We start from the raw sequence: 23859 nt of genomic DNA on the forward strand, positions 1-23859 counted from the left end.
TGCGCCTGCATTCGCCCTTCCTGCAGTGCGCCAACTAGAGGCAACTGACGTCGCCTGAGGCCAGATGGGCGGCAAAATTGCAAGCGAAAGGACCGATGGACAGAATTACAGCGTGGCCCGCGAAAAACAGCCGTCGCTTCGTTCTGAATGCGCCAATCAGAGCAACGCCGAGCGCGAACAAAAAACTGGCCGCCATGAGTCCAAAATAGAGCAGAGCCAGAGGCGGGATATAAATCAGCGCTATGTGCCAGCAACTGGCGAAGGTGTAATTGCCCGACATCTTCATGGCCGCTGCGGCCAGCACAGCCCAGCCCGTGACGTGAGCGAGAAGCAGAAGCGGTCCAGTGTCTGTCATTGGGTTCTTTCTGGAGATCCGAGTCCGGCGAGCCGTGCGTCTCGCCGGACGTAGTGGATCACGCTTTTGGTGCTGCGTGATTGCCCTTCGGGAATTCCTGCGCCAGTTCGCTATACCATTTGCCGGATTTCTTGACGGTGCGGACCTGGGTCTCGTAATCGACATGGACGAGGCCAAAGCGCATGGCGTAGCCTTCCGCCCATTCGAAATTGTCCATCAGCGACCAGGCGAAATAGCCGCGGAAGGGATAGCCTTCCTTGATGAGGTCTGCAGTGACCGAGAGATGGTCGGCGTAATAGTCGACGCGCGGCTGGTCGTCGACTTCGCCGTCGTCGCCCACGCCCATATTGTAGCAGGCGCCGTTTTCGGTGATGTAGCAGTCCGGCAGGTCATAGGTCGCGTAGAGATCGCGCACGACATGGCTCAGGCCGGAACTGTCGATCTCCCAGCCGATATCGGTCTTTTCGGGATGCACGGGCGCAGCCTGGATATGGGCGGGGTAGGGTGCGTCAGGATTGGGGTCGGCGGCGACGCGCATGGGGGTGTAATAGTTCAGTCCCCACCAGTCGATCGGGCTCGAGATGGTCTTCATGTCGCCGTCTTCGATCTTCGGCATGAGAGGCTCGCAGGCCTCGACCAGCGCCGGGGGATATTCGCCCTTGAACAGCGGGCCGAAGAACAGGCCATTGTGGAAATCATTGGCGCGGATGGCGGCTTCCAGATCGGCTTCCGTCTCAGTCGCCGGGATCACCGACATGGCGTTATAGACGATGCCAATGGGCAGTTTCGGCGCCTCAGTGCGGATCGCTTCCACGGCCATGCCATGGGCGAGATTGGTGTAATGGGCGGCATAGAGCGTTGCCTGCATGTTGCGCTCGCCGGGGGCGTGAATGCCGAGCAGATGCGACAGGATCACCGAACACCAGGGCTCGTTGAAGGTCGCCACCGCATCCAGCCGGTCGCCAAGGCGGTTGATCACCGTATGCGCATAACGCTGGAAGGCATGCGCGGTCGAGCGCGATGTCCAGCCGCCATCGCCCATCAGCGCCAGCGGCAGATCCCAGTGATAGAGCGTCGCGAAGGTCTTGATGCCGCGCGCCTTGCAGCCGTCGATGAGGCGGTCGTAGAAATCCAGGCCCTTTTCATTGAGGGGGCCGGTTCCATCGGGATAGACGCGCGGCCAGGCGATGGAGAAGCGGTAAGCTTCGACGCCCAGGTCCTTGATGAGATCGAGATCCTGCTCCCAGCGGTGATAGTGATCGCAGGCGACATCGCCATTGTCGCGATTGTGCACTCGGCCGGGCATGTTGGAGAAGGCGTCCCAGATGGAGGGCTTGCGGCCGTCCTCCTTGGTCGAGCCTTCGATCTGAAAGGAGGCGGTGGCGACGCCGAAGAGGAAATCTCCGGGAAAGCGGGCGGCGAGAGCCTTGGGGTCCATAGGATCGATCCTCATCGGTGTGTTGAAGAAAGACGGCGCCAGATGGCGCCATCATGATGTGTGTGCGTCGCGTCAGGCCTTCACCCAGGCGCCGTTGCGCTTGGAAGAGGCGATGCAGGCTTCAACGAAGGCGACGCCCTTCACGCCGTCCTCGACAGTGGGGTAGATCACGTCGGGGTCCACTTTCTCGCCCTTGCGCTTGGCGATGATGGCGCGGGCGGCTTCAGTGTAGATGGTGGCGAAGCCTTCGAGATAGCCTTCGGGATGACCGCCCGGAATGCGGCTGACGCGGCCGGCTGCGGCATTGGCGCCAGCGCCGTTGCGGGTGATCAACTGCCGGGGCTTGCCGAGTTCGGTGACCCAGAGATAGTTCGGGTCCTGCTGCGACCATTCGATACCGGCCTTGGTTCCATAGACGCGCACCTTCAGCGCATTCTCATTGCCCGTCGCCACCTGGCTGCACCAGAGCAGGCCCTTGGCGCCGCCCTTGAAGCGCAGCATCACATGGGCATTGTCATCGAGCGCGCGGCCGGGCACGAAAGTGTGGACGTCGGCGGCGAGTTCTTCGAGCTCAAGGCCCGAGACGAAGCAGCCGAGATTGTAGGCATGCGTGCCGATATCGCCGGTGGAGCCGCCTGCGCCGGACTGCTTGGGATCGGTGCGCCAGGCGGCCTGTTTCTGGCCGGTCTGCTCGATCGGTTCGGCCAGCCAGTCCTGCGGATATTCCATCTGCACCAGGCGGATCTCGCCCAGTTCTCCCGACTTCACCATCTCCCGCGCATGGCGGATCATCGGATAGCCGGTGTAATTGTGGGTGAGGATGAACAGCGCATCCGATTCCTGGGCGACCTTCAGGAGCTTCTTGGCGTCGGCGAGGTTGGAGGTCAGCGGCTTGTCGCAGATCACATGGATGCCGCGGCGCAGGAATTCCTTGGCGGCCGGGTAGTGCATGTGATTGGGCGTGACGATCGAGACGGCCTCGATGCCGTTCTTGAGCTTGGCCTCGCGGATCGCCATCGACTTGAAGTCGTCATAGATGCGGTCTGACGCGAGGCCGAGTTCGGCGCCCGACTGGCGGGATTTTTCCGGGGTCGAGGACAGCGCCCCGGCCACCAGTTCGTAATGATCGTCGATGCGGGCGGCGATGCGATGCACCGCGCCGATAAAGGCGCCCGAACCGCCGCCGACCATGCCCAAGCGAATGCGGGCTTCGCGCTTTTCCGTGCTTCCTTCGATAGCCATAGATAGTCCTCCCTGATGCTCAGTTGTGTCTGCGGTCGCCTTCACCTGGCTTGCCGATGTTTTCGCGGCATGGTCTAGAGCCTGCGCTTGATTTCAAGCGCATTGCGTTTCATTTCCACGCGCAAGGCAAGCAGTCGAAGGGCTCCCGCGATGTCTTTTCCAGATCCAAATCTCGTTTATCCCATCACGCTTGCGGATGGGACGGTTTATCGCGAAACGGTGTTTCTCAAGAATGCGGTCAACCATCCCCGCATTGAGGTTGGGGATTACAGTTACTTCAGCCATTCCCGTCCGGTCGACGAGACGGCGAGCCTGCTTGCGCCCTATCTCTATCCGGTCAGCCAGGAGAAACTGGTGATCGGGAAATTCACGCAGATCGCGCGCGGCGCTTATTTCATCACCAGTTCCGCCAATCATCCGATGCATGGCGTCACCACTTATCCCTTCCGCATCTTCAGCCAGGAGACGATCGACGGTTATGCCGATCTGCCGACGCGCGACACGATCGTCGGCCATGACGTATGGATCGGCCATAATGCGACGATCATGCCGGGCGTGACGATCGGCCATGGCGCGATCGTCGCCGCCGAATCCGTCGTGTCCCGCGACGCGCCGCCTTATGCGGTGGTCGGCGGAAATCCCGCGCGGATCATCCGGATGCGTTTCGAACACCATATCGTCGACACACTCCTCGACATCGCCTGGTGGGATTGGGACATTGGTAAGATCGAGCGCCATCTGGCGGCGCTCGAAACTTGCGATATCGCGGCGCTCAAAGCCGCGGATTAGAGGCCGAGCATGCGGCGATTGGCGGCGTCATCGGCGCCCGAGCCGGCGAAATCGTCGAACGCCTTTTCGGTGACGCGGATGATATGGGCTTTGACGAATTCCGCGCCTTCGCGGGCGCCGTCTTCGGGGTGCTTCAGCGCGCATTCCCATTCGACCACGGCCCAGCCGGCGAAATCATTGGCGGCCATCTTGGAGAAAATAGCGCCGAAGTCGACCTGGCCATCGCCCAGCGAACGGAAGCGGCCGGCCCTGTTAACCCATCCCTGATAGCCGCCATAGACGCCCTGACGCCCGGTCGGATTGAACTCCGCGTCCTTGACGTGGAACATCTTGATCCGGTCTTTGTAGATGTCGATGTTGTCGAGATAATCCAGGCATTGCAGCACATAATGCGAGGGATCGTAGAGCATGTTGGCGCGGGGATGGTTCTTCACGCGCTCCAGGAACATCTCGAAACTGATCCCGTCATGCAGGTCTTCGCCGGGATGGATCTCGTAGCAGACATCGACGCCCTGCTCGTCGGCATAATCCAGGATCGGCGTCCAGCGGCGGGCGAGTTCGTCAAAGGCGGTCTCCACCAGTCCGGCCGGGCGCTGCGGCCAAGGGTAGATGAAGGGCCAGGCGAGCGCGCCGGAGAAAGTGGCGTGCGCATTGAGGCCGAGATTGCGAGAGGCTTTCAGCGCCAGCTTGACCTGTTCGACGGCCCATTCCTGCCGCGCCTTGGGATTGCCGCGCACTTCCGGCGCCGCAAAGCCGTCAAAGGCTTCGTCATAGGCCGGATGAACAGCGACGAGCTGGCCCTGCAGATGGGTTGAGAGTTCGGTGACTTCGACGCCGTTCTCACGGGCGACGCCCGCGAATTCGTCGCAATAATCCTTGGACTCGGCGGCCTTTTTCAGGTCGATCAGACGGCCGTCCCAGGACGGGACCTGCACGCCCTTATAGCCGATGTCGGCGGCCCATTTGGTGATGGTCTTCCACGAATTGAACGGAGCGGCGTCGCCCGCGAATTGCGCCAGGAACAGCGCAGGACCCTTGATCGTCTTCATGATTTCCTCCCTGGAACGTTCTCCTGCAACGTTTCCGTTAACGTTTATAGGGTTTGATTTGCCGATACAACCGGGCAAACGGGTTTAAACGGACTGAAAATTAAAAGCGCTTGCGAATACGAAAAAACGCCCCGCCCGAAGGCGAGGCGCAATGCGCTTCCGTTCCAATCAGAACGGCGAGTCGGGGAAGTAATAGTTCTTGGCGTTGTCCTTGGTGATCAAGGTGGCGTCGAGCGTGTAGGTTCCGTGCACCGGCACCTGATCGTAGATGGCCGCAGCGGTGAGTTCCATCGCCGTGCCGACCATCGCCGGCGGATAGAGAACGTCGACCGGGATCATCTTATCGCCGTCCATGACGCGCTTGATCATGTCCTTGGAGCCGGCGCCGGCCACGACATACTGGATGTCGGTGCGCTTGGCCTGCTCGATAGCCTGGAGCACGCCGACCGCCATGTCGTCATCCTGGCACCAGACCACGTCGATCTTCGGATATTTGGTCAGGTAGTCCTGCATGACCTTGAAGGCGTCGTCGCGGTTCCAGTTGCCGAACTGACGGTCGAGGATCTTGACGTTGGAGCCGGCGATGCCCTTGTCGAAACCATCCTGGCGCTGCTGGTCGATCGGGATCGGCAGGCCGCGGATCACCACCACCTCGGCGTTGGGCGTGTTGTCCTTGATATATTTGCCGGCGACTTCGCCGAGCGCCGGGTTGTTGCCGGCGACATAGAGGTCGCGGACGGTGTTGTCATTGACCGAAGGCGCGCGGTCGACGATCGACACGAAAGTGCCCTTGCCCTTGATTTCCTTGATGGCGTTGACGAGCGGGTCCGGATCGGTCGGCAGGATCACCAGCGCGTCGATGCCCTGGGTTTCCAGATCCTGCAGCGCATTGGCCTGGCTCGCCGGATCGGGCGAGGTCTTGACGATGACGTTGAGGCCCGGATGCTCCTTCATCAGGAGATCGGCGACGCGCTGGGCGTGGTAGACGACGCCGGCCGTCCAGCCATGGTCGGCAGCTGGAATCGACACGCCGATGGTCTTGGTTTCCTGGGCGTGGGCCACGCCGAAGACGGTGGACATGGCGAGCGCCAGTCCGAACAGTTTCATACGCATGTTTCTCTCTCCCTAGAGGTTTTGCGGGGTCTCTCCTCCAACCGGGCGACCCCTGACCCGGCGTGTCAGCCCTTGCGCGCCAGCGAACGCTGGACGAGCATGGCGATGATGATGATCGCGCCCTGAATGGCCCCGATCAGATATTCGCTGATGAAATTGGACAGCAGCATGATGTTGCCGACCAGCTCCAGAATGAAGGCGCCGCAGATCGTGCCCCAGACGCGGCCGGCGCCGCCTTTGAGGGCCGTGCCGCCGACCACGACGGCGGTGATGGCCTGCAATTCCCACAGAATGCCCGTGGTGGCCGAGGTCGAGCCGAGGCGCGGCACATAGAGCAGCACGGCGATGGCGACGCAGAGGCCTTGAATGACGAAGGCGATGGTGCGGATGCGGTCCACCGCGACGCCGGAATAGCGGGCGACATCGCGGCTCGAGCCGACCGCCACCACATGCCGGCCATAACGGGTGCGATAGAGAATGAAGGCGGCGATGGCGGTGACGACGAGAATGATCAGGATCGGCACCGGCAAGCCGAGCACCGAGCCGAAATAGACGGGGCGATAGAGCTCCTGCTGCTCGGGCGAGCGCAGCGTGATCGCGCCGCCCTGCGACAGCCATGTGGTGAGGCCGCGATAAATGCCCATAGTGCCCAATGTGGCGATGAAGGGCTCGATCTTGCCGACAGTGGTGATCAACCCGTTCAGCAGGCCGCAGGCGGCGCCGATGACGAGGGTCAGCGCGGCGGCTGCGACCAGCATCAGGGCCGGGTCGGCGATGACGCCCGAATTCATGAACAGGATCATCAGGCTGGCGACAAAGGCCACCATCGAGCCGACCGAGAGATCGAGGTCGCCCGAGGAGATGACGAAGGTCGCGCCCACGGCGATGATGGCGATGAAGGCCGAGCGTGTGGCGACATTGGCGAGATTGTTGATGCCAATGAAATTGGGATTGACCAGCGCGCCCACGATCAGCAGCAACGCCAGCGCCGCAAAGGGCGCAACCGCCCGCATGTCGATATTGCGCCAGCTCCGCGTCTTCCGCGCTGTCTCGCCGCCATTGATGCTCATATCCACGTCTTTCCCCCGTCCGGATCTTGTCGTCCGCGCGCTTGTCAGCTGGCCAGCTTTTCCTTCAGCCCGGCCGCATAGCGCATGATTTCCTGTTCGCTGATTTCCTCGCCTTCGAGCATGCCGACGATGCGGCCTTCGCGCATGACGGCGACGCGGGTGCAGAGGCCGATCACTTCGGGCATCTCCGAGGAGACGACGATGATCGACTTGCCTTCGCGGGCGAGCGCGGCGATGAAATGATAGATCTGTTGCTTGGTGCCGACATCGATGCCGCGCGTCGGCTCGTCGATGATGACGATGTCGGGCTCGGTCTCCATGACCTTGGCGAGCAGCAGCTTCTGCTGGTTGCCGCCCGACATGCGGCCGGCCACGACATTGCCGTCGCGCACGCGGATGTCGAAGCGGCGGCGCGCCCGCTCCATGGCGGTGGTCTCGCTGCGGGGATCGAGATAGACGGCCTTCAGATGCCGTTCGAGATTCTGCAGGGTCAGATTGACGGTCATGCCTTCGCCCAGCAGCAGGCCCTTGCCCTTGCGATCCTTGGTCATATAGGCGAGGCCGTGGGCATTGGCGGCGCGGATGTCGCCCGAGGGCACGGATTGGCTGCGGATCTCGACATTGCCCGTGAGGCGCGGACGCAGACCCGCCACCGCTTCCATCAATTCGCTGCGGCCAGAGCCGATCAGGCCGGAAAAACCAAGGATCTCGCCCTTGCGCAGCTCGAAACTCGCGCCGCGCACATAGCCTGTCGTCAGGTCGCGCACCGACAGCACCACCTCTTCGTCGATATCCGGTTCGCGCTTGGAGGGGTAGAGGCTCGACAATTCGCGGCCGACCATCAATTGCGCGATCGCCTCGCCATCCATCATCGCGGTCGGGGCGGTCTTGATCCACTGGCCGTCGCGCAGCACGGTGACGCGGTCGGTCAGTTCCATGACTTCATTGAGCTTGTGGGAGACGAAAACGAAGCTCGTGCCCTTGACGCGCAGTTTGCGCACCTGATCGAACAGGATCAGCGTCTCCTCGCGGGACAGGACGGCGGTGGGCTCGTCCATGAACACCACGCGGGCGTCGCGGCTGATCGCCTTGGCGATCTCCACCATCTGCTTGTCGGCGACCGAGAGCGCGCTGATCAGCACGTTTTCATCGATATGGGAGCCCAGTTGATCGAGCACGCGGCGGGTCTCAGCGCGCATATGCTTGCGGTCGAGCATGCCGAAGCGGGTGACCTCGCGGCCGAGAAACAGGCTTTCGGTGACGGTGAGGTGGTCGGCGAGATTGAATTCCTGGTGGATGATGACGATGCCCAGCGCCTCGGCCGCGCCATTCGGCGGCAATCTCACCGGCCTGCCGTCGAGCAGGATTTCGCCGGAGGTCGGCTGTTCGTAGCCGGAGAGGATCTTGACCAGCGTGGATTTTCCGGCGCCGTTTTCGCCCATCAGCGCATGCACTTCGCCTTTGGCGAGATCGAAATCGACGCTGAACAGCACCTGGACGCCATTGAAAGATTTGCTGATCCGGCGCGCAGCCAGAACCGGCTGTCGCTCGCTCGCCTCAGGGGCCGTCATGGTCTTCCTCCCTCACGGCTTTTCCGCCGCGTTGGCGATTTTGTAAACCTTTACAGGATTGATGTAAAGGTTTACATTCGGAGTGTCTGAAATTTTCGCGGCGGATCGTTTGACCTTGCCGGCAGTCTGTGTAGTTTGCAGCCGTAACGGCGGAACCGAGGACACGCGTGTCGAAATCCACCCCCGCAACAATTGAAGACGTCGCCCGTCTCGCGGAAGTATCCATCGCGACGGTGTCACGCGCGATCCATACCCCGGAAAAGGTGGCGAAGGAAACCCGTCTCAAGGTGACGCAGGCGATTGCGATCACCGGCTACACCACCAACGCCATGGCCCGCAGCCTCAGGCTCGGCCGCTCCAACATGATCCTGGTGGTGGCGCCTGATATCGGCGATCCCAATTTCTCCAACATCCTGATCGGGCTGGAAAACGAGGCGCGCGCGCATGGCTATGGCGTGCTGATCGGCCATACGCAGAACGATCCGCAACGCGGGCTGGAATATCTGAAATTCCTGAATTCCAACCAGGCGGCTGGAATGATCCTGTTCACCGGCATCCTGCCCTTTGGCCACCAGACCATGACCGCGCGGCTGCCGCCCAGCGTCGGCGTGTTCGAGCCAGTCTATAATGGCGGCATTCCCTATGTCGGCGTCGACGACGCCGCCGGCGCCCGAAAGGCGATCGACCTGTTGATCACTGAGGGCCATCGCCGCATCGCCTTTATCGGCGAATCCCGAACAAGGCTCGGCCATGCCCGCCGCAAGGCCGGTTATGAAGACGGCATGCGCGCCGCACGGCTGGAGCTCGACCCGGGCCTGATCATGCCCGGCGACGGCACGATCGAAAGCGGCCGCCTCGCCGTCGAACAACTGTTCATGCGCGACACGCTGCCCACGGCCTTCATGTGCGTCAACGACCAGACGGCGATCGGGGTGATGCTGGCGCTGACCGCGCGCGGCTATTCCATCCCCGGCGACTTCTCCGTCACCGGCTTTGACGACGTGCCGCAGGCCACCTTCATGAACCCGACGCTCACCACCATCCGCCAGCCGCGCACCGCGATCGGCAAACAGGCGATGGCGCTGCTCTTCAAGCTGCTGCAGGACGAAAAGCCCGAGGAAACCGAGATTTTGCTCGCGCCGGATCTGGTGGTGCGGAATTCGGTGGGGGCGCCGCGCTCACTGCCCAAGCGCTGACGCATGGGCATCGGCGCCGTCACCCTCTATGTGCGCGATGTCGAGCGGACGGCAGCCTTCTATGAAACCTATTTTCCGTTCCGCGCGCTCAGGCTGGAAGGCGACCGGCTCGTCGAGCTCGTCGCCCAGGATGGCGGCGCCAATCTGCTTGTTCATGCGGCCGGCAAAGCCCAGAAAATGGGCCAGGTTCTGGTGAAGCTGGTGTTCGATGTCGAGGATGTCGAAGGCTTCTGCCGCGACTGCGCCGCCAAGGGCCTCGTGTTCGGGCCGGCGCACAGAGCGGATGGCTATGTGTTCGCCAATGCGAAAGATCCGGATGGCAATCCGATTGCGGTGTCGGGACGGGCGTTTGTGCGGCGGTGAGGGGGCCGGACGAGGCCGCTGAGTGATTTCGGGGGCTGTCAGGCCTTTGGCAGCGTTGCACAAATCAAGCGTTATCTTTGCTTCTTCTCCGCATGTTTTTGTCGCGACCAGGCTTCAATGATTGGCTCCAATATCAGCGAATGAGCACATAATTCGGTTTCCCAGTCATGCCAGTCAGTGTCTCCTGCGAATGCGATGCAACCCTCCCCAAACTGAGCGAACGACACCAGCGCGGCCGCGACCATTTTCCTGTCTGCAAGGTCGTGGACTACAGTCTCCAACGAGCTTGGCACAATTCCATGGCCATTCTCGTCGTATTGCACTGGGACATTGTCTAAGGCTGCAGTACTCATCTTGTGCATGATCACTTGGATACCGTAATCGTTAAAGCCCAATTTATTCTGATACTCATCAAAAATCTTCAGTTCGGAGTCCAATACCAAACGTGATTCGCATTTCTGAAAGCTGTCCAACCAGTCCCACACCTCTTTGCGGCGGTCAGCGTCTTTCGGAGTCGCATCTATATCCGCAGGATTGGTTGGATCAGCCGCGCTTGCTGCGATTAGGACATTGGTATCAATAACATATCGCAGCTTCATCGGGTGGTTTCTTTCTGACGCTGGAACATGAGGCGAGCTTGTTCGCGAGTCTCTCCCATGGCGTCACCGAAGAAACCATCCGGCCAATTCTTGACTCTTCCAAAATTATCTACTTCCAGTTGACGTAACGCCGCCGACTTATTTTCCCGTTCTACAAAATACATCGAAGTATTTTCTGTGCTGGCATCTTGTTTTGCTATCAGGGTTTGCATTCGTCGAAATAGATGTTCCGAATGCGTCTCCACTATAAACTGAATATTTCGTTTTTTGCTAATTTCCACAAACAGCTCAGCTAGTGTGGCCTGAGCTAACGGATGAAGATGAATCTCGGGCTCTTCAAGCATGATTGTGCTTCCGCTGCGAGCGAAGAATGAGACCACCAAAACGGGAAGGACCTGAGAAATCCCAATCCCGACATCGCGGAGATTGCATTGAATGCCATCTCGATGAACAATAAGTTCATAACGGTTCGATCGGCCGTTCTGACGCACCTCCACTCTGTCAGCGAGCTTCATACGCGCTAACCAGTGAGAAACCTGATCCACGACGTAACTTCTTTCATCGCTTCTCAGAAGTGCGCTTGCCAGTAGCGCATCTATCGCGCCTCTACCATCGCTGCCAAGGTCACCAGGATTCGTTTTGTTCCAAGGGTAATCTCTTTCAGGTTTACGGCGCAGCGGTCCGAGATATGCGATCTCCTCCAGCTCTCTCCTGACGGCGAGACTCAGGTCTTCGATAAGCTGTCCTTCTTTTTCCAAAAGCGCGATTGCGTCTGCTGAAAATGCTATCGACCTTTCTGGGGCGTAGTGTCTGCCCTTGCCTCTTGGTTGAGTTTCATCATCCACCAGAATCGAAAACGCGCCCTTTTCTCGGCGGACAGCTCTGAACTTCCGGTTTTCCGTCTGAAGAGTTAACTCTTGGATGGTAACGCTGCCTGAAGAAGTCTGAACATACGTGCAGTCGAAGGTACCCTTCTTGATGCGGTCGGCAATTGGACGTTCGAAGTCGAAGGCTATGGAAAACTGGCGTGCGCCTTCTCCTGATTGATGAAATACATCTTCGAAACTGCCAAAATTGAAGAGGTCGTTTATTTCATCGCCTCCGAGATTCAAGTGGATCGTGCGGTCTGGAGATCGCGCCGTCTGCTTGAGTAGCAATAAGCTCTGAATCAGGGTTGATTTCCCCGACGAGTTGGTGCCCAGCAACATAGTCACGGGTTTGAGTGCAATGTCGCCTGTGGTTTGCCATGCCTTGAAGTGGTCTAACCGTAGTCGTGTAAACATTGCGCCTCGCTCCCTTTAACGTCCTGATTATTCGCTTCGTGCTTGTAGGAACACCCTAACGATTTGATGCGGTTACGGGTAGGGTTGGAAACTGTAAATCTTTGTCGATATGATAAGTATCGACAAATCGAAGGGTACGTCGTTCTCCAATACGACATGATAGCTGGCGGTTAGGTTGCAAGTTTGCGTTGCGGTTGAAGCCAATGGCGGGGTATCAAGTAACAATGAAGAAATATGGCCGCACGTATCATTTGCAGATATCTCCCGGTGCATCCAGTGATGACAAGATCATACCGTCGCCCGAAGGTCTGATGGTCACCGACCTAGTGGTCACAGAGAAGATGGACGGTGAAAACACGACCATTCACGCTGGCGGAACTTATGCTCGAAGCCCCGACAGTGCCTATCACCCGTCACGTGATTGGATGAGAGCATTCGCGGCAAGTGTCTCCCCTCAACTCGAAAGAGAAGAACGCATCGTGGGCGAGAACCTTTACGCTCGGCATTCCATCGCCTATGACAGCTTGCCATCTTACTTTATGGGGTTCGCTTGGATCGTCGGCGATGAAGTTCAAGCGTGGGACCTCACGCTGGTTCGGTTGAACGAATTGGGGATCACACCCGTACCCACGCTGTATCGAGGACCTTTCGGGCCGGGTCTTTTCGAAGATTTAGCAGTATCATTAGACACACTTAGCCAGGAAGGATACGTGGTCAGGGTCGCATCTTCCTTTCGCGAATCTGAAATGCCGTTCCGGATGGGGAAATTCGTCAGGGCCAATCATGTACGAAGTGAGAAGCACTGGAGGAGCACCGCAGTGATTCCCAATCGCTTGAGCGGTAATTAACACTCTCTATCTCCAACCCAACGTCACGGAACCAGCGCATCATTTGCTATTGTGAGATCAGGCAGACCAGATAGCCTGTGATGTCTACAAAGTCTTCTGTTGGCACAGCGCCGCCCTTTGCCCCAACTAGTTCAGAACTCACCAAAGCTCGTATGAAGGCGGCGTCGCCGCCGCCTCCCATTTCTCCCGCCTCAAACGTAGCGGTTGACCACGTTTTCCAGCAATTCCTGCTTGCCGGATTTCGGCTGCGGGTTGATGTCCTCGGCTTCGACGCGGGCGGCGATGGTTTCGAGGCTTTCGGAGGCCAGCATTTTCTGGTTTTCGGGCTTGGCCCAGCCGGCGTAGCGGGCGTCGAGCGGGCCCGACAGCGCCTTTTCCTCGATCATCGCGGCGGCGGCCTTCAGGCCGCGGGCGCAGCAATCGATGCCGCCGATATGGCCGATCAGCAGGTCTTCGGCGTCGAGCGACTGGCGGCGCAGTTTGGCGTCGAAATTGGTGCCGCCCGAGGTGAAGCCGCCGGCCTGCAGGACCTGATAATAGGCCAGCGCCATTTCCGGAACATTGTTCGGGAACTGGTCGGTGTCCCAGCCGGACTGGTAGTCGTTGCGGTTCATGTCGATCGAGCCGAAGATGCCGAGCGCATTGGCGAGCGCCAGTTCATGCTCAAACGTGTGGCCGGCGAGGATGGCGTGGCCCTGCTCGATATTGACCTTCACTTCCTTCTCGAGACCGTAATTCTTGAGGAAGCCGTAGACGGTGGCGACGTCATAGTCATACTGGTGCTTGGAGGGCTCCTGTGGCTTGGGCTCGATCAGGATCGCGCCCTTGAAGCCGATCTTGTGCTTGTATTCCACCACCATGTTGAGGAAGCGGCCCATCTGGTCCAGTTCCTTCTTGAGGTCGGTGTTGAGCAGCGTCTCATAGCCTTCGCGGCCGCCCCAGAGCACGTAGTTTTCGCCAGCAAGCTTGTGGGTGGCGTCGAGGCAGGTCTTCACGGTCGCTGCGGCGAAAGCGAAGACTTCGGGATCGGGATTGGTGGCCGCGCCCGACATATAGCGGCGATGCGAGAAGAGGTTGGCGGTGCCCCAGAGCAGCTTCACGCCCGATGCCGCCTGCTTTTCGGCGAAGTAATCGACGATCTCGTTGAGGTTTTTGGTGTTCTCGGCGAAATTCCTGCCTTCCGGGCGCACATCGGCGTCGTGGAAGCAGTAATAGGGCGTGCCGAGCAGCTGGAAGAATTCGAAGGCGACATCTGCTTTGAGTTTTGCCGCTTCCATGGTGTTTTCGAACCAGGGACGCTCAAACGTGTTGCCGCCGAACGGATCGGTGCCCGGCCAGACAAAGGTGTGCCAATAGGCGATGGCGAAGCGGAGATGTTCCTCCATGCGCTTGCCGAGCACGATTTCGACGGGGTTGTAATGGCGATAGGCCAGCGGATTGGTCGAGCCTTCGCCTTCAAATTTGATCTTTTCGATCGTGCCGAAAAAGCCAGTTCCCATAGTGTTTGCTCCTTGGTTTGGTGTTCGTGGTGGTCTGTCAGGTGGTTGATGGAGGGTGGTGGCCCCTCATCCCCCTGCCGGGACCTTCTCCCCGTAGAACGGGGAGAAGGCGGATGTGGTGATGACGGTGCTCCATCATCCTTCTCCCCGCTTGCGGGGAGAAGGTGGCGGCAGCCGGATGAGGGCCCGCCACCGAAGTTTAGCCGTTGAGCGCCGCGATCGCCGGATAGACGGCGCGGTAGCGCTGGTAGGCGGTCTCGAAGGCGTCGCGGAGGCCGGCCTCGGGTTCGATGCTGGCTTCGGTCGCGGGCGCGGTGCAGATGGCGACGGGGTCGGCGCCGGTGGCGGCGATCAGGCCCAGGCGGGCTGCGCCGAAGGCTGCGCCGAAATCGCCGTCGGCGGGGATGTCGATGGGCGTATCAAGCGCGGTGGCGATGGCCTTCAGCCAGTAGATCGAGCGCGAGCCGCCGCCGATGGCCGTCATGCGCGGCACTGTCGCGCCGGCGGATTTGAGCGCTTCGAGATTGTCGCGGAAGGCGAAGGCGACGCCTTCGAGCACGGCCTGGGTCAGCGCCGCGCGGCCCGATTCATGGCCGAGCCCGGTAAAGACGCCGCGGATCTTGGCGTCATTGTGCGGCGTGCGCTCGCCCGAAAGATAGGGCAGGAAGGTGACGGGGCCGGGGGCGTGAAGCGTGTCGCCGAGTTCCGTGGTCAGTTCGCCCGCCGATTTGCCGGTGACGCCAGCATGCCAGTTGAGCGCATCGGTGGCCGAGAGGATCACGCCCATCTGGTGCCAGGTGTTGGGCAGCGCATGGCAAAACGCGTGCACGGCGCTGGCGGGGTTGGGCAGATAGGAGGCGTTGGCGGCGAACAGCACGCCCGATGTGCCGAGCGAGACAAAGGCTGCGCCTTCCGACACGGTGCCCATGCCGCAGGCGGAGGCGGCATTGTCGCCCGCGCCGCCGGCGATCACCACATTAGCGCCCATGCCCCATTTCGCTGCCAGTTCGCTGCGCAATTCGCCGGCCTTGTCCGTGCCTTCGACAAGGCGCGGCATCTGGCTCTCGTCGAGATCGGTGGCCGCGAGCAGCTCCGACGACCAGGCGCGCTTGCCGGTGTCGAGCCAGCTGGTGCCGGCGCTGTCGGACATTTCCGAAATGTGCTCGCCCGACAGCCACAGGCGCAGGTAATCCTTGGGCAGCAGCACTTTGCGGACTTTGGCGAAGATCTCGGGCTCGTTGTTCTTCACCCAGGCCAGTTTCGGCGCGGTGAAGCCGGGGAAAACGATGTTGCCGGTCAGCGCGCGGAAACGCGGATCGGCGTCGAGTGCGGCGGCTTCCTTGTAGGAGCGGGTGTCATTCCAGAGAATGCAGGGGCGTAGCACCTGATCGGCGGCGTCGAGCAGGGTCGCGCCATGCATCTGGCCGGAGAGGCCAATGCCCTTGACCGCGGCGAGTTCTGCGGGATGGGCGGCCTTCAGCGCCGCGATCGCCTCTTCGGTGGCGCGAATCCAGTCGGCGGGGGCCTGTTCGGACCAGCCGGACTGCGGGCGCGAGACGGTGAGATGGCCATTGGCGGAGCCGATGATGTTCTGATCGGCGTCCATCAGCATGGCCTTGACGCCTGACGTGCCGAGATCGAGACCGAGATACATTTTTGTCCTCCCTTGCCCTTCAGGGCAGATTGTCTTTCAGGAATATGTCGATGCGGATGCGCTCCTGCGCCGCGATCACCGGCAGGCCGTCGGCCCGGGCCTTGAGAACGCGGATGGCGGAGCGGATTTCATGGCCGGGATCCTGGTTGAGGATCGCGTCGATCAGCCCATCCTCCAGCGCCTTGCGGGTGAGCGGGCTGAGTTCATGGGCAATGGCCACCGGGGCCTCGCCAGTGGTCTGCGTGAGCGCGGCGACGAGGCCGCGATTGCCGGCGCCGAGATTGTAGACGCCGATCATGTCGGGATGATCGCGGAAGGCGGAGTTGAGAAGCGCCTCGACGCGGGCGGGATCGTCCTGGCTCTCCATCACCTCCAGAAGCCGGATCGTGGGGGCGATCTCGCCGAGGCGTTCGCTAAAACCGGTCAGACGGTCGCGATGGTCGCCGAGCCGGAGGGAACCCGCGATCACAGCGACGGCGCCCGCGCGGCTGCTAAGGAAACGGCCCATCAGGGAGCCGGCGGTGCGGCCGGCGGCGAGATTGTCGATGCCGGTGAAATGGTCACGGCCAGATGCGGCGAGATCGGAGACCAGCGTCACCACGGCGACGCCCGCCTCATGCAGCCGCTCCATGCGCGCCTGGATCGCCGGCGCGTCGATCGCCACCACGGCGACGCCGGCGGGCGGATTGTCGATCAGCGCGTCGAGCGCCTGGGCGAGGGCAGCCTCGTCGAAAGCGGGCACGGCGATCAGGCGGATATCGGTGCGCTCCAGCGCTCCGCGCAGGCGGGCGTCAGCGACTTCGTCGCGCAGCGCCTGCATGAAGGAATTGTCGCTTTCGGGAATGACGAAGGCCAGCGCATAGGTGCGGCTTTTGGCGAGATTGGCGGCGGCGACGTCGCGTACGAAACCGATGCGGTCAATCGCCTCTTCGACCCGTTCGCGGGTGGCGGCGCGCACGCCGGGGCGCCGGTTGAGCACGCGGTCGACCGTGGCGAGGCTGACGCCCGCTTCTCTGGCGATGTCGTGAACCGTCGGTTTCATGCCCGCATTTCCTCCCGGCCAGCGTCATAGCGAAGAATATGAGGTACGTAAATCAGAAATTTCGCCGGGCATGAAAAAGCCGGCGAGCGGACGATCGCCGGCTATCGGTTGGAGAGGAGTGCGTCAGCCCTGCAGCGACGCCATCAGGAAGGTGAAGCCGAACAGGATGATGACTACGGCGCCCATGAGTTCGATGCCGTGGCCAAGCTTTCCACCAATGCCGGAGCCGGCATAGCGGATGGCGGCGTCCTTGGCGGTGACGGCGAGCGTGGCGAGGATGGAGACCGTGATCGCCGTGCCGATCGACATGGCCAGCACCGACAGCGCGCCGCCGAGATAGAGGCCGTTCAGGAAGGAGAAGGTCAGGACGATCAGCGCGCCGGAGCAGGGGCGAAGACCCACCGCCATGATCGCGGTCCAGGCGTCGGCCATGGAAAATGTATCGCCGCGCACTGTGTCCACCGACGGCGCATGGGCGTGACCGCAGACGGAGCAGACTTCGCCGGCGGCATGGCTGTGGCTTTTCAATCCCGGGCCGTGTCCGTGATGGTGATCCAGGCCTTCGCGGAAGCTGACGCCATGCGGCGTCGCGAAAGCGGGGATCGCGGCAAGGCCGGGATCGGCCAGCGCCACCGTCAGGCCCTTGAGCTTGCGGTAAAGCAACATCAGGCCAAAGCCCATGATGATGGCGAAGGAGGCGACTTCCAGCCATTTGGCGACGTCGGTCATGGTGATGAAGGCGCCGCGCAGCACCAGGAAACCGGCGGCCGTGACCAGGATCGCCACCACGCCCTGCACGAAGGCCGACAGGAAGGAGATCATCACGCCGCGCTTGAGTTCGGTCTCGTTGGCGATCATGTAGGACGAGATAACCGCCTTGCCGTGACCCGGGCCGGCGGCATGGAAGACGCCATAGACGAAGGACACGCCGATGAGCCACCAGGCCTGCCAGCTATCCTGTCGCATCGCCTTCAGCGCTTCGGTGAGCGCGCGATAGAAGCGCTGCTGCTCGGCATTGATGAAGAACACCGCCGGCTCCAGCCAGGGGAAATAGCGCATCATGAATTCCGACGGAGGCCCGGCGCCCGGTTCGGCATTGCCAAGCCCCAGAGACGAGGCGAGAGCCAGAGTGGGGGTGAGGGCGGCTGCGGCAAACAGCAGAGCGGCGAGCGTTTTGCGGTTCATGAGCAGTGGATCTCCATCCGCGTCGCAAACAGTTTCGACATATCGGTGCCGGTGGGGTCGTTGAAAAAGGCGTCGGTGAGAGTCGACTTGTTTTCGGCGATGACTTCGTCGGGATCTGGGCGGACCACGGCGCCCTTGCATTGCTTGAAGTCGCCCATCATCACCACATCCTTGTCCGAGGGAAAATCGATCGAGGTGTAGAGTGTGGGGTCATAGATGCCGAAAGTGAGCTTGCCCTTGAGCGGCAGCTTCTGGGCTGGCTTGAGCGCGAAGAACATCAGCAACTGGCCATCCTTGTAGTCGACATGGATGACATCGGGCTTGGCGACCTTGATGAGGCGGCCATTGTCGGTGATGGTGGTGTAATAGCTGAACTCTTCCAGCGAGGCCAACACGGTCTTGCCGACCTCGGCCAGTTCGCCGGGATCGAGCTTGAGATTGGCGTTCTTGTCGAAATCCATCAGCACCGAGGAGGAGAAGACTTCGTCGAAGCGCCAGATATTGTGCAACTCGTCGATATGGCCGTCGGCGCCCGCGACGATCTCCAGCCGGGCGTCGGCGAAGACGTGCGGATGCGCCCATGACGCTGTTGGGGCGGCGATCAGGAGTGCGGCGAGCGCGAGGCGTTTCCTCATGAATCTCTAGTCCCTTCCGTTCGACGGCAGATCGCCGAAAATTGCGTCGAAATTCCGACAGCGGCGCGGCTGGCGATCGCTCAGGGGCTCTTCCGGAACCAGCCATGCAGATAGTCGACAAAGCGGCGAACCTTGGCCGGCAGATAACGGCGATGTGGATAGATGGCGTAGATGCCGCCGCCCTTCAGTTCGAACTCGTCGAGAATGCTGACCAACGCGCCGCAATCGGCCTTGGGCTGGGCGATGAAATCCGGAATCATCGCCACGCCGAGGCCGGCAATGGCGGCGCGGGTGGTGGCGATCGGCGAATTGACCTCGATCGGACCGGAGACGGAGATCGAATGGGTCGCGCCGTCCTTCGTCTCGAAGCGCCAGACATTGTAGTTGCGGTTGTTGGTGTCGACGATGCAGGGAATGCCGGCAAGATCGCTGGGGTGGCGCACTTCGCCATATTTCTCAAGCAGCTTCGGCGAGATGAAGAATCTCATGCCGAAATCACAGAGCTTGCGGGCGATCATGCCGGAGTCTTCCAGCCGGGTGATGCGGATCGCTACGTCGAAGCCTTCCTCGATCAGATCCACAAAACGGTCCTCGGCGACGATGTCGAGCACGATGTCGGGATGTTCGGCGGAGAAATCGATGAGACACTGGCCGATATTGGCGTCGACGAAGCTGCGCGGCACGGAGATGCGGATGCGGCCCTTGAGATCGGTCGCGCCCTCGCGGACGAGATCGGCGAGATTGTCGATTTCCTTCAGGATTTCAGAGGCCTGGCGGTAATAGGTATGGCCGGCCTCGGTGAGCGAGAACTGGCGCGTGGTGCGGTTGAGCAGCAATGCGCCCAACTCGTCTTCCAGCTCCTTCACATATTTCGAAAGCAGCGCCTTGGATCGTCCAAGCTTGCGCGCGGCCGCCGAATAGCCCTCCGCGTCGACAACGTCGATGAAGGCGCGCATCCGCGTCAGCGTATCCATAGGGCCCCGATTCATAAAAATGTAAGAAAAGACTTGATCGCCAGCGTCTTACCACGGCGAAAAAAAATCAAAAAGGGTTCAAAAAATTCTTGATTATGACAGCGAACATGCCTATCCCCGCCCTTGCCCAAAGTCGCACGTGCCTGTGGGTGTCCGCCGACCCTCGAACTGGGAGAAATCCCTAAGGTGAGGTCATCGGTAAGGTACCTGGACCTAACCGCTCCAGTCGCTATTCCGGCCAACCGGGAAATGCGAGGACATCTTGAAGCAACGACGGTGCGGGCCTTTCTGGTGTCTGCCGGCTTTCCATCAGCCGGGGTTACTGAAGAGGCACACCTTCATTGCCGGAAGTGCGGTCGGGTTTATCCCTCCAATCCAAGGCAGACAAGACGATCTGACGCTGCAAGGCGTTTGGTCATCATTGCATTGCATATTCAGTTTATAGGTCCGGTGTCTCCATCTGCTGGCCCTGTTTGCTGCGTATCCTTGTCTCATGTCGACCGGTTTATCCGGTGATTGCCACTTGTCCAGTCCGTGGCCGGTTCAATCCGGTTCCGGCGAAGGATCAATTTATTCTGGATTTTGGAAGGACACCCGCCATGACCACCCAGCGCATCCGCGATTTCCTCGCCACCCGACGTCCGGAAGGACCGTGCCTCGTCGTGGACCTCGACGTCGTCAAGGACAATTTCAAGGCGTTCCGCCATGCCCTGCCGGACAGCCAGATCTATTACGCGGTGAAGGCCAATCCGGCCCCCGAAGTCCTCAAGTTGCTCGCCAATCTCGGCTCCAACTTCGATTGCGCCTCCGTGGCCGAAATCGAAATGGCGCTGAACGCCGGCGCAACCGCAAACCGCATCTCCTTCGGCAACACGATCAAGAAGGAGCGCGACGTCGCCCGCGCCCATGCGCTCGGCGTCACTCTCTTCGCTGTCGATTGCCACGAGGAAGTCGAGAAGATCGCCCGCTCCGCGCCCGGCGCTCGCGTGTTCTGCCGCGTGCTCACCGATGGCGAAGGCGCCGAATGGCCGCTTAGCCGCAAGTTCGGTTGCGTGCCGCAGATGGCGGTCGACGTGCTCGTCTATGCCCATCAGCTCGGCCTCGTCTCGCATGGCGTGTCGTTCCATGTCGGTTCGCAGATGACCAAGCTCGACGCCTGGGATTCGGCCCTTGCCGACGCCAAGCGCGTGTTCGTGTCGCTCGCCAAGCGCGGCATCGAGCTGAAGATGGTGAATATGGGCGGCGGTTTCCCGACCAAGTATCTCAAGGACATCCCGACGTCCGAAGCCTATGGCCGCGCGATCTTCGCTGCGCTCAAGAAGCATTTCGGCAATCACATTCCGGAAACCATCATCGAGCCGGGCCGCGGCATGGTGGGCAATGCCGGCGTGATCAAGACGGAAGTCGTGCTGATCTCGAAGAAGTCCGACAATGACGCGCATCGCTGGGTGTTTCTCGACATCGGCAAGTTCGGCGGTCTGGCCGAGACCATGGATGAGGCGATTCGTTACCCGATCCGCACCACCCGCGACACTGACGCCATGGAGCCCTGCGTGCTCGCCGGTCCGACCTGCGATTCCGCCGACGTGATGTATGAGAAGAACATGTATCCGCTGCCGGTGTCGCTGACCATCGGCGACGAGGTTCTGATCGAAGGCACGGGCGCTTACACCACCACCTATTCGGCGGTGGCGTTCAACGGGTTCGAGCCGCTCAAGGCCTATGTGATCTGATCCCGGTTAACAGGATCGACGCATTTGGACGCCCCGGGTGATCCGGGGCGCTATTCACAATTCATTGTCACCGCCGCTGATAACGGTTTTGGGCACGGGAGGCCAAGATGGCCGCTGTACTTGACACTGTGCGGGCGCTGTTTGCGCCCAAGTCTTCTCTCACATTCCGCATCGACCGGGAAAATCCCGGCGACGTGGTGGCGCGCGAGCGTCTGCTGGATATCGCCATGGGTCCGGATCGCCGCAAGAAGTCTTCCGAGGCGCTGCGCCGCAACCGCGTGCCGGCCGAAGGCCTGGCGCTCGTCGCCCGCGATGCGGACGATCATGTCATCGGCACCGTGCGGCTCTGGAATGTCCAGGCGGGCGTGACGCCTGCCGGCGGCGCCGTGCCGGCGCTTCTGCTCGGGCCGCTGGCCGTTTCCGCCGATCATGAAGGCAAGGGTATCGGCGGCGCGCTGATGCGGGCTGCGATCCTGGAAGCCAGAAACCTCGGCCATGGCGCGATCCTGCTGGTCGGCGATGCGCCCTATTACGAACGTTTCGGCTTTTCCGCCGCCAAGACGCAGACGCTGATGATGCCAGGCCCCTTCGCGCGCGACCGGTTTCTGGCGCTCGAACTGAAGGACGGTTGGCTGGATGGGGCCGTCGGCATGCTGGTGGCGACCGGCCGCAAGTTCATTGAGTCGGGCCTGAAAAAGGCGGCCTGAAGACCTGAGCTGAGCCGCATGTGATGGCGGCTCTTGCTCGTGCTATTTCTCATGCGCAGAGCAAAGCGCGATCGGCGAGCAGCCGGTAATCGCCGGCGAGTTCGGATCCCGAACCATTTTCGACATGTTGGAACGCCGCGCCACACCGCCTGCGCTCAGTGAAACGCCTGCGCCAAATATCGTCGCCGACATGGATCAGCCCGCCGAATCCGTCGAATTGATCGGCGGTAATGTCGACCACGACATTGTCCTGTTCCAGCCAGGCATGCTGATTGTCCGCTGACTGTCCTACCACCAGGGTAAATTCGCCCAGACCCTGATCCTTCAGGAATTTGCCGAGCAGCACCGAAGCGTCCCCGCATGCTCCCCAGGGGAACCGGCGGAAACCGGCGGACAGCCTGCTCTTTTCCGTGGTTTCGATGGCGAGGCGGAAGCGGGTGGCCGCTTCACGGATGGCGTCTCTACTCATGGCGCGCCCTGACGGTGTCTGACGCGAAGACCCTATGCTCTCCGGAAAAGTCCGCAATCTGAATCGCGCGTTAAGGTTTCCGCGCGATTTTCCGGAGGATAGGCGGGTGGCGTCAGAATGTCGGCGGGGTGTTCACCCAAATCAGCACCGTCTCGCCATCAAAGGCGTTGCGCCAGGAATGCGGGCGTCGGCTTTCGAAATAGAAGCTGTCGCCCGGGCCGAGTTCGAAGAACTGGTCGCCGTCGAGAATGATCTCCAGGCTGCCGGCCAGGACATGCAGGAATTCTTCCCCCGGATGCTGATAGGCGCCTTCGCTGGAGGCGCCCGGCGCCAGCACGAAGCGGTGGCACTCCATCTGGTTCTTGCCTTCCGACAGGATCTGCACGGTCACGCCGGTGGAGGAGGGCGGCCAGGTCGGCCATTCGCCGTCACGGATCAACGATTCACCCGTATGGCGATCTTCTTGGCCAGACAAGACGGCGAGGGTTGTGCCGAAATGGGCGACCAGTTCATGCAGCGCCTTGAAGGACAGGCCCTGCGAGGTGCGTTCGAAGGTCGACAGCGTCGACGCCGACAGGCCGATCGCCTGCGCGACGGTGTCGAGCGTCTTGCCTGCCTCGCGTCGCAAGCGGCGGATCTTCTTGCCGATCGGAATTTCGCCAATTTCGGTGTCTTCAGGTGCGTCATCGTCTGAGACGTCGGCGTCCGGCTCCAATTTCAGGTTTTCGCGGATTGCCGCCGGGTTCAGGCCTTTCTCATGCCGCAGCCAACTGATGGTCTTGAGGCGTTCGACATGGCCAGCGTCATAGAGCCGCTGGCCTGAATCGGTGCGGATCGGCTCAATCAGCCCTTGGCTCTCCCAAAGACGGAGCGTGGAGGCCGAAACGCCGGCCATGCGCGCTGCTTCGGCGATCTTGTAGCGTATCTCCATCCTCGTCCGATCCGGTTTGAGCGCCCGCAGATTTACGTCGCGACAAATCTCGTGGACCATATTGCAAGTCTACAGAAAAAATGCAAGAAATCTTCTCGGTCTGTCGTGGCGAGG

At 61.0% G+C, this 23859-nt stretch carries 23 protein-coding genes; 6 read left to right on the top strand and 17 right to left on the bottom strand.

Going from position 1 to position 23859, the window contains the following annotated elements:
* Window positions 1–34 precede the first annotated feature (34 nt).
* The 3 genes from M2360_RS04110 to M2360_RS04120 form a co-directional block, all read right to left on the bottom strand.
* Window positions 35–355, bottom strand: a complete 321-nt coding sequence (locus M2360_RS04110; RefSeq protein ID WP_280773117.1) for a hypothetical protein — start codon at window positions 353–355, stop codon at window positions 35–37.
* Window positions 356–413: 58 nt separating this feature from the next.
* Window positions 414–1793: a GH1 family beta-glucosidase gene (locus M2360_RS04115; RefSeq protein WP_280773118.1), complete on the bottom strand. Its 1380-nt coding sequence runs from the start codon at window positions 1791–1793 to the stop codon at window positions 414–416.
* 72 nt (window positions 1794–1865) lie between these two features.
* Entirely contained in the window at window positions 1866–3035 is a 1170-nt protein-coding gene (locus tag M2360_RS04120; RefSeq protein ID WP_280773119.1) for a Gfo/Idh/MocA family oxidoreductase, read from the bottom strand.
* A gap of 150 nt (window positions 3036–3185) precedes the next feature.
* On the opposite strand from M2360_RS04120, the gene M2360_RS04125 reads away from it, so the two are divergent.
* Window positions 3186–3824 carry a CatB-related O-acetyltransferase gene (locus M2360_RS04125; protein ID WP_280773120.1) on the top strand — a complete coding sequence of 213 codons (639 nt, stop codon included), beginning with the start codon at window positions 3186–3188 and terminating at the stop codon, window positions 3822–3824.
* Here the strand turns inward: M2360_RS04125 and M2360_RS04130 are convergent.
* The 4 genes from M2360_RS04130 to M2360_RS04145 form a co-directional block, all read right to left on the bottom strand.
* The gene (locus tag M2360_RS04130) at window positions 3821–4873 is read right to left on the bottom strand and encodes a sugar phosphate isomerase/epimerase (protein ID WP_280773121.1); all 1053 of its coding nucleotides are present in this window, start codon (window positions 4871–4873) and stop codon (window positions 3821–3823) included. The genes M2360_RS04125 and M2360_RS04130 overlap by 4 nt on opposite strands.
* 168 nt (window positions 4874–5041) lie before the next feature.
* Window positions 5042–5986, bottom strand: a complete 945-nt coding sequence (locus M2360_RS04135) for a substrate-binding domain-containing protein (protein WP_280773122.1) — start codon at window positions 5984–5986, stop codon at window positions 5042–5044.
* Between the two features lie 65 nt (window positions 5987–6051).
* Window positions 6052–7056, bottom strand: a complete 1005-nt coding sequence (locus M2360_RS04140) for an ABC transporter permease (RefSeq protein WP_280773573.1) — start codon at window positions 7054–7056, stop codon at window positions 6052–6054.
* A gap of 44 nt (window positions 7057–7100) precedes the next feature.
* Window positions 7101–8627, bottom strand: a complete 1527-nt coding sequence (locus tag M2360_RS04145) for a sugar ABC transporter ATP-binding protein (protein WP_280773123.1) — start codon at window positions 8625–8627, stop codon at window positions 7101–7103.
* A 167-nt stretch (window positions 8628–8794) separates the two neighbouring features.
* On the opposite strand from M2360_RS04145, the gene M2360_RS04150 reads away from it, so the two are divergent.
* Window positions 8795–9823 (top strand): LacI family DNA-binding transcriptional regulator, encoded by a 1029-nt coding sequence (locus M2360_RS04150; protein ID WP_280773124.1) that lies wholly within the window; start codon window positions 8795–8797, stop codon window positions 9821–9823.
* A 3-nt stretch (window positions 9824–9826) separates the two neighbouring features.
* Window positions 9827–10186: a VOC family protein gene (locus M2360_RS04155; RefSeq protein ID WP_280773125.1), complete on the top strand. Its 360-nt coding sequence runs from the start codon at window positions 9827–9829 to the stop codon at window positions 10184–10186.
* Between the two features lie 71 nt (window positions 10187–10257).
* Here M2360_RS04155 and M2360_RS04160 read toward each other — a convergent pair whose 3' ends face one another.
* Together M2360_RS04160 and M2360_RS04165 are read right to left on the bottom strand one after the other, a co-directional pair.
* Window positions 10258–10785 carry a hypothetical protein gene (locus tag M2360_RS04160; RefSeq protein ID WP_280773126.1) on the bottom strand — a complete coding sequence of 176 codons (528 nt, stop codon included), beginning with the start codon at window positions 10783–10785 and terminating at the stop codon, window positions 10258–10260.
* The gene (locus M2360_RS04165; protein WP_280773127.1) at window positions 10782–12068 is read right to left on the bottom strand and encodes a DUF3696 domain-containing protein; all 1287 of its coding nucleotides are present in this window, start codon (window positions 12066–12068) and stop codon (window positions 10782–10784) included. The genes M2360_RS04160 and M2360_RS04165 overlap by 4 nt, the downstream gene beginning before the upstream one ends.
* 224 nt (window positions 12069–12292) lie before the next feature.
* Here M2360_RS04165 and M2360_RS04170 point away from each other — a divergent pair, with 224 nt between their 5' ends.
* Window positions 12293–12916 (top strand): RNA ligase family protein, encoded by a 624-nt coding sequence (locus M2360_RS04170; RefSeq protein WP_280773128.1) that lies wholly within the window; start codon window positions 12293–12295, stop codon window positions 12914–12916.
* Between the two features lie 191 nt (window positions 12917–13107).
* On the opposite strand, the gene xylA is transcribed toward M2360_RS04170, so the two are convergent.
* From xylA to M2360_RS04200, 6 genes are all read right to left on the bottom strand, one after another.
* Window positions 13108–14415, bottom strand: a complete 1308-nt coding sequence (gene xylA / locus M2360_RS04175; RefSeq protein ID WP_280773129.1) for a xylose isomerase — start codon at window positions 14413–14415, stop codon at window positions 13108–13110.
* Window positions 14416–14614: 199 nt separating this feature from the next.
* On the bottom strand, window positions 14615–16069 hold the full coding sequence (gene xylB / locus M2360_RS04180; RefSeq protein WP_280773130.1) for a xylulokinase: 1455 nt from the start codon (window positions 16067–16069) through the stop codon (window positions 14615–14617).
* Between the two features lie 19 nt (window positions 16070–16088).
* The gene (locus tag M2360_RS04185) at window positions 16089–17111 is read right to left on the bottom strand and encodes a substrate-binding domain-containing protein (protein WP_280773131.1); all 1023 of its coding nucleotides are present in this window, start codon (window positions 17109–17111) and stop codon (window positions 16089–16091) included.
* Window positions 17112–17234: 123 nt separating this feature from the next.
* On the bottom strand, window positions 17235–18296 hold the full coding sequence (locus M2360_RS04190; protein WP_280773132.1) for a nickel/cobalt transporter: 1062 nt from the start codon (window positions 18294–18296) through the stop codon (window positions 17235–17237).
* Window positions 18293–18931, bottom strand: coding sequence for a DUF1007 family protein (locus M2360_RS04195; RefSeq protein WP_280773133.1), 639 nt, complete (start codon window positions 18929–18931; stop codon window positions 18293–18295). The genes M2360_RS04190 and M2360_RS04195 overlap by 4 nt, the downstream gene beginning before the upstream one ends.
* Window positions 18932–19011: 80 nt before the next feature.
* Entirely contained in the window at window positions 19012–19905 is an 894-nt protein-coding gene (locus tag M2360_RS04200) for a LysR family transcriptional regulator (RefSeq protein WP_280773134.1), read from the bottom strand.
* A gap of 599 nt (window positions 19906–20504) precedes the next feature.
* Between M2360_RS04200 and odc2 the strand changes: the two genes are divergently transcribed.
* Together odc2 and M2360_RS04210 are read left to right on the top strand one after the other, a co-directional pair.
* Window positions 20505–21638: an ornithine/lysine decarboxylase gene (gene odc2, locus M2360_RS04205; protein WP_280773135.1), complete on the top strand. Its 1134-nt coding sequence runs from the start codon at window positions 20505–20507 to the stop codon at window positions 21636–21638.
* Window positions 21639–21745: 107 nt separating this feature from the next.
* A complete protein-coding gene (locus tag M2360_RS04210) occupies window positions 21746–22345 on the top strand; it encodes an N-acetyltransferase (protein ID WP_280773136.1) in 600 nt (199 codons plus the stop codon).
* A 49-nt stretch (window positions 22346–22394) separates the two neighbouring features.
* Here M2360_RS04210 and M2360_RS04215 read toward each other — a convergent pair whose 3' ends face one another.
* Both M2360_RS04215 and M2360_RS04220 read right to left on the bottom strand, forming a co-directional pair.
* A complete protein-coding gene (locus tag M2360_RS04215; RefSeq protein ID WP_348529527.1) occupies window positions 22395–22814 on the bottom strand; it encodes a hypothetical protein in 420 nt (139 codons plus the stop codon).
* A 112-nt stretch (window positions 22815–22926) separates the two neighbouring features.
* Window positions 22927–23745, bottom strand: coding sequence for a MerR family transcriptional regulator (locus M2360_RS04220; protein ID WP_280773137.1), 819 nt, complete (start codon window positions 23743–23745; stop codon window positions 22927–22929).
* Between the last annotated feature and the right edge of the window lie 114 nt (window positions 23746–23859).

The sequence above is a fragment of the Rhizobium sp. SG_E_25_P2 genome (assembly GCF_029892285.1).
Lineage (GTDB): Bacteria > Pseudomonadota > Alphaproteobacteria > Rhizobiales > Rhizobiaceae > Rhizobium_E.